The sequence below is a fragment of the Nocardia sp. NBC_00511 genome (genome assembly GCF_045161165.1).
Taxonomy (GTDB): Bacteria; Actinomycetota; Actinomycetes; order Mycobacteriales; family Mycobacteriaceae; genus Nocardia.
The window spans coordinates 4,407,592-4,419,946 of the sequence record NZ_CP107849.1 but is presented as its reverse complement, the minus strand read 5'-3'; the positions used below and the strand labels follow the sequence as shown (position 1 = coordinate 4,419,946).

The 12,355-nt window shown below is 69.3% G+C and carries 8 protein-coding genes; 1 reads left to right on the top strand and 7 read right to left on the bottom strand.

Annotation, left to right across the window (positions count from 1 at the left end; all coding sequences use genetic code 11):
• Window positions 1-152: 152 nt before the first annotated feature.
• The gene (locus OG300_RS20835; protein ID WP_405498429.1) at window positions 153-3,167 is read left to right on the top strand and encodes a bifunctional [glutamine synthetase] adenylyltransferase/[glutamine synthetase]-adenylyl-L-tyrosine phosphorylase; all 3,015 of its coding nucleotides are present in this window, start codon (window positions 153-155) and stop codon (window positions 3,165-3,167) included.
• A 194-nt stretch (window positions 3,168-3,361) separates the two neighbouring features.
• Here OG300_RS20835 and OG300_RS20830 read toward each other — a convergent pair whose 3' ends face one another.
• From OG300_RS20830 to OG300_RS20800, 7 genes are all read right to left on the bottom strand, one after another.
• Entirely contained in the window at window positions 3,362-4,669 is a 1,308-nt protein-coding gene (locus tag OG300_RS20830; RefSeq protein ID WP_405498428.1) for a hypothetical protein, read from the bottom strand.
• Window positions 4,670-4,759: 90 nt separating this feature from the next.
• Window positions 4,760-5,581, bottom strand: a complete 822-nt coding sequence (locus OG300_RS20825) for a class I SAM-dependent methyltransferase (RefSeq protein ID WP_405498427.1) — start codon at window positions 5,579-5,581, stop codon at window positions 4,760-4,762.
• Between the two features lie 122 nt (window positions 5,582-5,703).
• Complete coding sequence (locus OG300_RS20820; protein ID WP_405498426.1) at window positions 5,704-6,543, bottom strand: alpha/beta hydrolase; 840 nt, start codon at window positions 6,541-6,543, stop codon at window positions 5,704-5,706.
• Window positions 6,544-6,680: 137 nt separating this feature from the next.
• Window positions 6,681-8,048 (bottom strand): M20/M25/M40 family metallo-hydrolase, encoded by a 1,368-nt coding sequence (locus OG300_RS20815; protein WP_405498425.1) that lies wholly within the window; start codon window positions 8,046-8,048, stop codon window positions 6,681-6,683.
• Window positions 8,048-9,697, bottom strand: a complete 1,650-nt coding sequence (locus tag OG300_RS20810) for a CocE/NonD family hydrolase (RefSeq protein WP_405498424.1) — start codon at window positions 9,695-9,697, stop codon at window positions 8,048-8,050. Before OG300_RS20810 ends, OG300_RS20815 begins: the two co-directional genes overlap by 1 nt.
• 134 nt (window positions 9,698-9,831) lie before the next feature.
• On the bottom strand, window positions 9,832-10,743 hold the full coding sequence (locus OG300_RS20805) for an oxygenase MpaB family protein (RefSeq protein WP_405498423.1): 912 nt from the start codon (window positions 10,741-10,743) through the stop codon (window positions 9,832-9,834).
• A 334-nt stretch (window positions 10,744-11,077) separates the two neighbouring features.
• Entirely contained in the window at window positions 11,078-12,352 is a 1,275-nt protein-coding gene (locus OG300_RS20800) for a dihydrolipoamide acetyltransferase family protein (protein WP_405498422.1), read from the bottom strand.
• Between the last annotated feature and the right edge of the window lie 3 nt (window positions 12,353-12,355).

Sequence of the window (12,355 nt, the reverse complement as noted above, 5' to 3'; positions counted from 1 at the left end):
AGCGGGGGAGCGAAGCGGAGGAGCGGAGGAGGGAAGAACGAGACATCGGGGCCGTGAACCCGCCGTAGCGAAGCGGAGGCAAAATTATCACAGTGTCGTGTTTGGGAGGGTTCGGCGGCATGGCGGTCAAGACCTGCATGTAATTTGAAGGGATGGTTCGGCCACCGACTGCTCGTTCCGCTGTGCCCGGTGTCGGACGGCTCGGTTTGCTCGAGCCTTCGGCCGCTAACTCGCTTCGAGAGTTGGCCTGGGACAACGTAGACAGTGTTCCCCTGCTGTGGGCCCTGTCGCGTTCCCCCGACGCCGACCTGGCGCTGCTGACCCTGATCCGGCTTCGCGAGCAGCTCGGAAACGACTGGGCGGCTTTGGATTACGAACTGCGCAAGGACACCTCGCTGCGCGGGCGCTTGTTCGCGCTGATCGGGTCGTCGAGTGCGTTCGCCGATCACCTGGTCGCCGATCCGGCGGGCTGGCAACTGCTGCGCCGGGCCACGCTGCCCGCGCCCGCCGAATTGCTGGCCGAGCTGCTCGAGGTGGTGAAGGCCGAGCCGGAGACCGGGCCGCATGCCGGACCCAGGCTGTTCCGCGCCGGGGTCTCGGGGCCGGAGGCGATCGCCTTGCTGCGCAAGCGGTATCGCGATCAGCTGATGCTGCTGGCCGCCATCGACCTGGCCGCCACCGTCGAGAACGAACCGGTACTGCCGTATCAGCAGGTCGGGTGGCATCTGACCGAACTCGCCGACGCGGCGTTGACGGCGGCGCTCTCGGTGGCCGTCGCGCGGGTCTGTCCGGACCGGGAGGTGCCCGCCCGGCTGGCCGTCATCGCCATGGGCAAATGCGGTGCGCGGGAACTGAATTACGTCTCCGACGTGGACGTCATCTTCGTCGCCGAACCCGCGGACACCACCGCCACCCGGCTGGCGGCGGAGATGATGAGCGTCGGATCGGCCGCCTTCTTCGAGATCGACGCGGCGCTGCGGCCGGAGGGCAAGGCGGGCGCGCTGGTGCGCACCCTGGAATCCCATCTCGCCTACTACAAGCGCTGGGCGCGGACCTGGGAATTCCAGGCGCTGCTCAAGATGCGGCCCGCCACCGGCGATCTCGACCTCGGCGGCGACTACCGCGACGCGCTGATGCCCATGGTGTGGGCGGCCTCCGAACGGCCCGACTTCGTGGCCGACGTGCAGGCCATGCGGCGGCGCGTCGAGGATCTGGTGCCCGCGGACCTGCGGGAACGCGAACTCAAACTGGGGCACGGCAGCCTGCGCGACGTCGAATTCGCCGTGCAGCTGCTGCAATTGGTGCACGGCAAGGCCGACGATTCGCTGCACGTGCAGGGCACCGTGGAGGCGCTGGGCGCGCTCGCCGACGGCGGCTATGTCGGCCGCGACGACGCCGCCAACCTCACCGCCTCCTATGAATTCCTGCGCCTGCTCGAACACCGGCTGCAGTTGCAGCGGCTCAAGCGCACCCACACGCTGCCCGCCCCCGACGACGAGGAGGGCATGCGCTGGCTGGCGCGGGCCGCGCACATGCGGCCCGACGGTCGGCAGGACGCGGTCGGCGTGCTCACCAGCGAGATCAAACGCAATGCGGTGCGGGTGAGGCGCTTGCACGCCAAGCTCTTCTACCGGCCGCTGCTGGACTCGGTGGCGCGCCTCGACGCCGACAACCTGCGGTTGAGTCCCGCTGCCGCCATCCGGCAGCTCGCCGCACTGGGTTACGTGGCGCCGGAGAACGCGCTCGGGCACCTCAAGGCGCTCACCGGTGAGGTCGGGCGCAAGGGCCGTATCCAGGCGCTGCTGCTGCCCACGCTGCTCGAATGGCTCGGCGAGACACCGAATCCCGACGCGGGTCTGCTCGCTTACCGGCGGGTCTCCGAGGGTCTGGACAACGAGATCTGGTTCCTGCGCGAACTGCGCGACGAGGGTGCGATCGCACAGCGGCTGATGATCGTGCTCGGCTCCTCGGCCTACCTGCCGGACCTGCTGATCAACGCGCCCGAAACCATCCGCATGTACGCCGACGGACCGGACGGGCCGCTGCTGCTGGCCACCCAGCCCTCGGATGTGTCGCGCGGAATCCTTTCGGGCGCAAGCCGTTACGATGATGCCAAGCGTGCCGTCGCGACCGCGCGCTCGCTGCGCCGCCACGAACTCGCGCGCGTCGCCTCCGCCGATGTGCTCGGCATGCTGGAGGTGCCGCAGGTGTGCGAGGCGCTGTCCGCGGTGTGGATCGCCACCCTGGAGGCGTCGCTGCTGGCCGTCATCCGTGGCATCGAGACCGAGACCGGCAAGCCAGCGCCCGCCGACTTCGCGGTCATCGGCATGGGACGGCTCGGCGGAATGGAACTGGGCTACGGGTCCGACGCGGATGTGCTGTTCGTCTGCGATCCGCGCCCCGGCCAGGACGAGACGGTCGCCGTGAAATGGGCGATCAGCGTCGCCGAACAGGTGCAGCGACTGCTCGGCGCGCCCAGCACCGATCCGCCGCTACAGGTCGACGCCGGACTGCGACCGGAGGGCCGCAACGGCGCGCTGGTCCGCACCCTCGCCGCCTATGCCGCCTACTACCAGCAGTGGGCGCAGCCGTGGGAGGTCCAGGCGCTGCTGCGCGCCCACCAGGTCGCCGGTGACCCCGAACTGGGAATCCGCTTCCTGCGCACCGTCGATCCGGTCCGCTACCCCGTGGGCGGCATGTCTCCCGACGCCGTCCGCGAGATCCGCCGCATCAAGGCCCGCGTCGACGCCGAACGCCTCCCGCGCGGCGCGAACCCGGCCACCCACACCAAACTCGGCCGCGGCGGCCTCGCCGACATCGAATGGACCGTGCAACTGCTGCAACTCCAGCACGCCCACGAGGTCCCCGAACTGCACAACACCTCCACCCTGAAGTCCCTCGACGCCATCGAAGCCGCCGAACTCATCGACAGCGCCGACGCCGCCCTGCTGCGCGAATCCTGGCTCACCGCAACCAAAGCCCGCAACGCCCTGGTCCTGGTCCGCGGCAAACCCGCCGACCAACTCCCCGGCCCGGGCACCCTCCTCTCCGCCGTCGCCAAGGTCGCGGGCTGGCCCAACGACGACGGCAGCGAATTCCTCGACCACTACATGCGCGTCACCCGCCGCGCGAAAACGGTGGTGGAGAGAGTTTTCGGCGGCGAATGAACCACCGGGCCGCGAGAGATGTTCGTGGCCCGGCGATTCCCGCCGACATCGAGGCGGTGCGGTTTCGGATAGTGCCGAGTTCGGCTCCGGCGCTTGTCGGCGATGGGGCGAAGTTCTAACTGGTGGGAGGCCTCCCCCAGGCGAGTCGAGAGGGATTCGTGCCGATGAACGGCCTGCCAGGAAGCACGGTGGGCCTACGGCGGCTCGTCGGGGAGTAGGGCGAGATCGTTTCGGGCTGCGAGGATTTCGGCGCCGATTGTCGGGGCGACGGTGGGGAGGGGGCGGCCGAGGAGTTCTTCCTGGCGGTCTCGGATGAGCCAGGCGGGGGAGTGGTGCTCGGTGGCGGAGTTCTGCGCACGGGAGCCTGGGGCGTAGAGGCCAGGCGGGGCACTTGTGCCGAGTGATTCTGGGCTGGGGAGGGTGCCCGGAAAGGTTGGGCGCGTGGTGATTTCCGAGGGTGTGGGGCCTGGGTAGCTGCGGCCGGGGTCGGGGAGGGCCGGGATCGATGGTGAGCTTCCCGGTGTCCGGGGAACGGTTGGGGTCGGGGATGCGGAGGTCAGTGGGCTGTCGGCGGCGGGCACGGTCGAGGGTTCAGCGGTGGTGGCGGGGTCTCCGTTGTCCGCGGTGGGTTCCGCGCTGAGGTCCGGGGTGCCAGCGTGATTCTCGGTGCCGGTGCCGGTGCCGGTGCCGGTGCCGGTGCCGGATGACGGGGTGGGCGTCGAATTCGGGATTTGCTGGGAGACAGGGCGTTCCAAGGGGTGGAGTGCCGAATTCGGATCGGTGGGATTCGAATATCTTTCGGAGAAGCGGTGGAATGGGTTCGAGGTGTCGGGCACCTGGGTTCGCTCGCCCGCGGAATCGGTCCGGCTGACGAGTGAGATCGGGTTCGAATCGGCAGTCTCGGTGGCGTTCTCGTCCGGTGGTGACGGCGGGGTGTTGTCGGGTGCGGTCGTGTCGGAGAAGGCGGGGACTCCGGAGCCTGCGGGTGGGTAGATGGGGACGTAGTTGGCTTCCATTGCGGCGACGGCTATTCGGTGCTGTTCTCGGCGATACGCGGCGAAGGCGTCGAACAGTGGCGGGGGGACGGTTCTGCGGACCGCCTCGGCTCCGTAGGCGGCGGCGGTGATCCGGGTGCCGGTGGTGTGGGCGATATCGGCGACATCCATGGCGTCCTGGACGAATCGGCGGGCCGCGAGGTCCGCCGCGTCGGCGATGTGACCCGCCATGCCCTCGGCGAGCGCGGCCTGCGCGGTGTTGTGCAGGCCCTGCGCCGCACCCCACAGGCTGTCGGCGATACCCACCCAGATGTCCGCTGCCGCATGCATTTCGCCGGGGTTCATGGCCTGGACGCGGTGGTAGAGCTGGGGGTGGGTGAAGCTCTCGAAGTGCTCGAGCCGGTGAATGTAGTCGGGGTCGACGCCGTGGCCGCCGACTCTGGCCTGTTCGCGCTCGGCTCCGGCCTGACTCTGTCGTGCGCTGCGGCGCAATGCGTCCGGGTCCATCGGTGCCCCCTCACGTCCTTTCTCGATTGGACGCGCGGTGCGGCGGACGGGTTCCCGGCCCGCGGCGAAACCCGCGGACCCGGACGGGCGTCAGCGTTTGCGGGCTTGCAGGGTGTAGGACAGCGGCAGGCGTTCGGGATGCTCGGCCAGTCGCCATTCGCCGTCATCTCCGGCGATCATGCGCTGCGGCAAGGCATTCCACGGCACGCTGTGGTGTTCGACGATCTGGGTGAGCGTCAGATCACGCTGCAGCAGCGCCTCGATGATCTCGCCCAGGCCGTGATTCCACTGGTGCGTGGTCGATTCCGTGAGCGGGCCCGCGGCATCGACGTAGGTGTCGGCCTCGGTGAACACCGAGGGCTCGGGGGTCTCGAAATACGGGTAGCCGATGGCGAGGGTGTCGGTGCGGGTTTCGTCGATCGACCACAGCACCGGGTGTCCCTCGCGCAGGAACAGCCGCCCGCCGGAGCGCAGCAGGCCCGCGACCGTCTCGGCCCAGCGGTGCACGTCCGGCAGCCAGCACAGCGCGCCGATCCCGGTGTACACCAGATCGAATCGGGCCCCGCCGAGCACCGAGACGGCGTCGTAGACGTCCGCCTCCACATAGTCGATGACGGTCGAGGCCGCGTCCGCCAGTTTGCGGGCCTCGGCCAGCGAGGCCGGGGAGAAGTCCAGGCCCGTCATGGTCGCGCCCAGGCGGGACAGCGAGAGGGTGTCGGTGCCGATGTGGCACTGCAGGTGCACACCCTCGAGGCCCCGGATGTCGCCCAGGCGCGGCAGGTCGAAGCGAACCACGTCGCTGAGGAAGGACGGGTCGGCGCGGAAGCTGTCCACGGCGTAGTCGTGGGAGCCTGCGTGCAGGGGAGCTCGGTCGTCCCAGTTGGCACGGTTGAGGCGGCGGTAGTCGCTCATGAGCCTCGACTGTGCCATGGTTGCGGTGACCGTCGCAGATGATTTCCCCGCAGCGTGTCGAGTGACACCCCGATTCCGGTGGCGAGAACGCTTGCGGCGGAAGGTGATTCGCCGCGTCGCGATCAGGCCGCCGGGAGGTGCGCCTCGAGCCAGTTCACCAGGTCGGAGAGCACCTTGTCCTGCTCGGGCTCGTTGTAGATCTCGTGGTAGAGGCCGGGGTAGCGGATGACCGTCTTGTCGGTGGCGCCCGCGTACTTCTCGACCAGGTCCGAACCGGTGGGGGAGGCCAGGCCGTCGGCGGTGCCGTGCTGCACGAGCAGGGGCGCGGTGAGGCGGTCCAGGTGCGCCTTGACGAACTCGCCGGCGCGCAGCATCTCGCCGCCGGTGCGAGCGGGGACGCCGCCGTGATGCACCAGCGGATCCTCGTCGTAGGCGCGCACCACCGCGGGGTCGCGGCTGACCAGCTTCGAATCCAGCTTCAGCACGGGCAGATTCGGCAGGTACCGGGAGACCAGCGGCGCGGCCAGGCGCTGGATCGCATTGCCCGCCGCGATGTCGATGGCCGGGCCCGACAGCACCACCCCGGTCACGTCGAGGGGAGCACGGGTGGCGAGGTAGGCGGTGGTGAGCCCGCCCATGCTGTGCCCGATCACGAAGCGCGGCAGGCCCGGATTGCGTTCGCCGGCGAGGTCCAGCAGCGTCTGCACATTGTCGGCGGCACCGTCGAGCGATCCGATATTGGCGCGCGGACCTTCCGATCGGCCGTGCCCGATGTGGTCGAGGGCGTACACCGCGATCCCGGACTCCACCAGCCGCTCGGCCACGTGCGCATACCGCCCGGAATGCTCCGCGTACCCGTGCACCACCACCGCGACCGCCCGCGGCGCGCCGTCCGGCAGCCACGCCTGCCAGAACACGCGGCCACCCGTGCCCTGGAACTCACCGGTCTCGTTGCGGGTCATCGCCTGCTCCCTTCGGATCGAGGTCACTGCCGGGTGAACCGGCGCAGCCATTCTCGCGCATGGCATGCCCGGCATGTCGGATCAGCCCGATTCGCCGCGTACTTTCCAGCGCCGGGCGACACCCGCACGGTGGTTGATCACACCTGCGCGGCGAGGCGGTCGACGAGCAGCCGGTTGAAGCGGATCAGCCGCGCGTAGTCGGTGCGGGAGATGCGTTCGTCGGTGCCGTGGATGCGATCGAGGTCGGCGGCGGTCAGCACGATGGGTGCGAAGTTGCACCGGGTGACGGCCAGATCGTCGTAGTAGCGCGAATCCGTCGCGCCCGGAACGATGCCGACGGTGACCGCGACACCCGGCACCAACTGCCGCGCCAATTCCGCGACCACCTCGAAGTCGGGTCCGGCGGCCGGTTCCCGCGACGGTTCGGAGGCGACGCCGTCGAGTTCGATGCGCACCACGTCGTCGCGCACCACCCGGCGGCAGTGCGCCAGCACGTCCGCGACCGAATCACCGGGCAGGATACGGAAATTCACGAATGCCTCGGCGAGCTGCGGCAGCACATTCGGTTTGACGCCGCCCTTGATCACGGTCGGCGCGGTGGTGGTGCGCACCATCGCCTCCGAGGTCGGATTCATCGCGATCACCCGCGCCACCACCGGCCCGGCCACCCGCAGCAGACTCAGTCCACCGCGGCGCGGCTGCGCCATGAAACCGCGCAGCCGGGTGACCATGTCCACCGTCACCGGGGTCAGCCGCACCGGGAACGGATGGTCCTGAATCCGGGCCACCGCGCGAGCCAGCCGTCCCACCGCCGTCTGCCGCCCCGGCATCGACGAATGCCCGCCGACATCCGACACCGACAGTCGCACGGTCGCGAAACCCTTCTCGCCCACCATGATCGTGGCCACCGGTACGTCGATGCCGTCGGCGATCCCGGAGGTGATCACGCCGCCCTCGTCGATCAGCAGCCGGGCCCGGACCCCGGTCTCGCGCAGCCGCTGCGCCATCCGCGCCGCCCCGTCGCTGCCGAAGATCTCCTCGTCGTGACCGAACGCGAGATACACCGTCTCCCTGGGGGTTACGCCTTCGGTCAACGCCTGCTCGACTGCCTCCAGGATGGCCAGCACTCGGCTCTTGTCGTCGATAGCTCCACGGCCCCAGACGAATTCGCTGTCCACCACGCCGTCGAACGGCGGATGCGTCCACCCCTCGGCCCCGTCGACCGGCACCACGTCCATGTGCGCCAGCAGAATCGCCCCGGCCGTGCCGGTGTCGGCGCTGCCCTGCCAGCGGTACAGGCGGCTGTGCCCGAAGGATTCCCACGCGAGATGGGTGTGCACCAAGGGGTAGGCCTGCTCCAGATGGGCGAGCAGCCGATCGAATTCGGTGTAGTCGATGCGCTCGGGTTCCTCGTGCGACACCGTGCGGCAGCGCAGGGCGGCCGCGAGGCGTTCCGCAGTGGCGTCGTCGACGGCCGCCGCGGGGCTCTGCGCGCTGCGGGTCATCAGCCACCGGTCCTGGTCGGGAAGTCGACGGTCACCCTCGCATTGTTCAGCAGATCGGGGGCGAGGGGGATGGTCTTGCGGTTTCGCCACTTGGGAATCGAGTCGGTTTCACCGCCCGGCAGGTCCGGGGTGCGCACGATGCCGAGCAGCGGCACGTCCACCCGGGCCGCGGTGACGGTGACCGGAGCGAAGGCCGGAGTGTGCGACCAGACGTCGTCCACCACATCGGTGATCCGGAAGCCCAGCCGGTGCCCGGCGGCGATCGGCCAGTCCTGGGCCAGCAGCCGGACCTGCGCGGTCGGCGTGACCGGGGCGATACCCCGGGTGACGACGGTGGCCCGGCCGTCGGGCGCGATGTCGTAGACCTCCACGGTGACCGTGGCCTGCGGCGGGCCGTCGAGGGTGAGGGTGGCGGTGGTGGTTCCGGACAGGTGCTGATCGGCGTCGAGCGGCTGGGTGACGGTCCAGATCTCACGATCCGCGCCGGGAGTCAGCCCGCGGTCGTTGTAGCGCCCGGTGTTCAGGTCGACGGGCAGCGTCCGGGTGTCGGCGGACGGCCACGCCGCCTCCGAGCGATAGCGTCCGTCGAACGAGCCGACCGTGACGCGCGGCCCCGGCACCGTGATGTCCTTGCCCGCGACGTGCCGATCGAAGAACGCCAGCAGCTCTGAGTCGAATTGCGGTGTGCCGCAACCACTGCTGCAATCCTGATGCCCCCACTGCCCGAACCAGGCCTTGTGCTCGCCGGGCCCGAGCTCGTTCCACATCTGGATGATGCGATCCGCGCGCGTGTTGTAGTCCAGGAACCCCTGTCCGAGGAACAGCGGAGTGGTGTTGCCGCGCACCTTGTCCATCAGGTCGCGGTCGCGCCACCAGTCGGAATTCGCGTCGTGGTTGGTGGTTTCGGCCAGGTAGTGGGCGTAGCAGGCCGGATCGATGCTCGATGCGTTGGCCTTGTACTCTGCCGAATCGGTCGGGTACGCGGGTGTGGTCGCGATCAGCAGATGTTCGAATCCGGCCATGTCGCCGGGCCGGAAACCGTCCTCGCTGATCGGTTTCAGCGAGAACTTCCACGCGATGCCCTGCATGTACAGGTACGAGTTGGGATCGGGCACCGGCTCGAACGCGGCCACCGCGGCCAGCCCGTTCGGGTGCTCGGCCAACCCCATCAACCCGGTCCACGCCTCGTAGGACACGCCCTCGAGGCCCACCCGCCCGCTCGACCAGGGTTGGGCCGCAGCCCATTCCACGGCCGTCTTCACATCCGAGCGTTCACCCGGCCCGCCGTAATCCGGGCACCCGTTGGAGCCGCCGAACCCGCGCAGATCCACGATCACATAGGTGTATCCGGCTTGCAGGAACATGTCGACCGGCAGGTCGCCGGTGGACGGCCCGCCCTGCGGCCGCGGCAGCGTCAACCGCATCAGGTGCGCCCGATACGGGCTCACCGTCATCACCACCGGGGTGCGCACATCGTCGGCGATTCCCGCGGGCCGCAGCACATCCACGTGCAACCGCGTCCCATCCGGCGAGGTGATGAACTCCTCCCGCCACTGGAACTGCGCATCCGCCCCCGCCTGCCCCGGCACCGCCACAACCCCCGCCACCAACAGCGCGCACACCACAGCACGCCACAACACCTTCCGCATGATCACTATTCGACCTTGGTCTGCCGCGGCGGTTCCGGCCAGCCCCCGGAACCAGGTTGTAACACTCCAAGATCAAGGAGCTGTCAGCGTGAAATTTCGTCCGAATTCACGCGGTGACAGCTCCTTGATCTCGATCAGACGGGGCGGATGGCGATGATGCGGCGCAGGCGGGCGCGGTCGCGCTCCAGGCGGCGGGCCTCGTAGGCGATGGGGAAGTAGCGGACGCGTTCGGGCAGGGCGGGGACGGTGCGGCCGATGACCCAGCCCAGGGCGCGCAGGGTGCGTTCGTCGCGGGCGGTCCATTCCAGGCCGAGGCGGTCGCGGATCGATTCGGGGGTGGTGCCGACGGTGAAGAAGTACTGGAGGCCGCCGACCGGGCGGGTGGCGGCGCGCCAGACCGGGCGCAGCGGGGCGGGGATCTGCTTGGGCGGGGCGATCTTCCGGATCACCTTCAGGTAGTCGTAGGCGACATTGGTTGCCACCAGGTGGTTTTCGACCTGATCCTCGAACCAGGGCACCCATTCGGCGTAGGTGGCCGGAATCTCCTTGGGCGCCACCGAGAAGTTGCGCATCAACTGCACGACCTCCTGGTAGTAGGACTCCTTCTCGGCCTCGGTGAGGCGGTCGGCGGAGAAGTACCGGTTGCCCTCGGTGAAGGCGTGAATGGCGGTGTGCAGCACCCATGCCCACGGCCCGGCGGAGAGGGCTTGGTGTTTGACGCCGCCCGCGTCGGTGGAGTTCAGGGTGGCGTGCATGGTGCGCAGCCGGTCGGCTTCGGCGAGGGCGTCCTCGCCGCCGTAGATCCACATCATGACCGAGGAGATGCTGCGGGCCGCGCGGCCCATCGGGTCGGTGCGGAAGGTCGAGTGCTCGTCGACGACGGCGGCGATGGAGGGTTCCATGGTCTGCAGCAGGAACGCCGAGCCGGCGGTGAGGGAGAAGGTGACCAGCCCGGTGTCCTCCCACATCCGGCTGCCGGGCCCGAACGGGCGGCGCTCGGGACGCGGTGCCCTGCTGGCGGGGACGGGCGCGACGGCGGCGGTCATGGTGGATCTCCTTTGATCGACCGGCCCTGTCGCGGCCACGGCGACAGGGTGAGAGGATTATGGTCAAATCTTCTCATCATGTCGACCTGCTGGCAATGGATGTTTCCGGACACGAAAAAGCCGGATGGTGTGCACCGGCCGGGTAAGTCCGGTGCACACCATCCGGCGTTCTTCGTGCCCACCGCCGGGTGAGTACCTGCGGCGTCCCGGCGCTCGGCGTGGCATGGGTTGCACCGAGCGCCCGGAACAGTGGGCACCGTCGTTCCGACCCCGGATCAAAGGTTCGGACGGCGGATCGAGACGTGACGCGCGCGGGCGTCACGAGGGTTCGCGACTAGGTCACGATGCGCAGCGGCTGCTCCACGATCGCTTTGAGCTGCTGCAGGAATCGAGCCGCGACGGCACCGTCGATGGACCGGTGATCGGCGGACAGCGTGACGCGCAGGATCTTTCGCGCCACCACCTTCTCGCCGTCCAGCTTCAACTCGTCCTGAGCCGCGCCGACCGCGAGGATCGCCGACTCCGGCGGGTTGATCACGGCGGTGAACTGCTCGATACCGAACATGCCCAGATTCGAGATGGTGAAGGTGCCACCGGACATGTCGTCACCGCGCAGTTTGCGATCACGGGCGCGCAGCGCCTTGTCGCGGCCCTCCGCGGCGATCGCCGAGAGCGACTTGCGGTCCGCGTCGTGGATGACGGGGACGAACAGGCCCGCCTCGGTTGCCACCGCGATGCCGATATTGATCGCCTTGTGCCGCAACAGCTTGTCGCCCGCGAAGCTGACGTTCACCGACGAATCCTGGCGCAGCGTGGTCGCGACCGCCTTGATCAGCAGGTCGTTGACGCTGACCTTGCCCGCGCCGGACTCCTCGAGGGTCTTGTTGATCTGACCGCGGAAGGCCAGCAACTCGGTCACGTCGATCGCACTGGTGAGGTAGATGTGCGGGGCCTGCTGCTTGGACTCGGTGAGACGCTGCGCGGAGACACGCTGGATGTTGGTGAGCGCGATCTCCTCGTAGCCGCCGGTCGCGGGAGCCTGGGCCGGCGCAGCGGCTACCGGGGCCGGGGCGACCGGGGCAGCGGGTGCGGCCGGAGCCGGTGTGCGACCGGCGGATTCGACATCGACCTTCGTGATGCGTCCGCCGGGGCCGGAGCCGGTCACGGTCGCGATGTCGACGCCGATCTCCTTGGCGATCTTGCGGGCCAGGGGAGACGACTTCAGCCGCTCACCGGATGCGGTGGGGGCGTTGCCGTTCGCGACGGCCGGAGTCGAATCGGGCTGTGCGACAGGGCTTGCGGGCTGGGCCGGTGCAGCCGGAGCCATAGCAGCGGGAGCCGCGGCGGCCGGGGCCGGAGTCGCCGACGTGCCACTGCCGTCGCCGAGGATGGCGATCGGCTCACCGATGGCGACGGTGGTGCCGGGCGCGGCGATGATCCGCTCGAGGACGCCGTCCTCGTACGCCTCGAGCTCCATGAGCGCCTTGTCGGTCTCGATCTCGGCGACGATCTCGCCCGCCTTGATCTGGTCGCCGACCTGCTTGAGCCAGGACGCGACGACGCCCTCCTCCATGGTGTCGGAGAGCCGGGGCATGGTGATTTCAGGCATGAT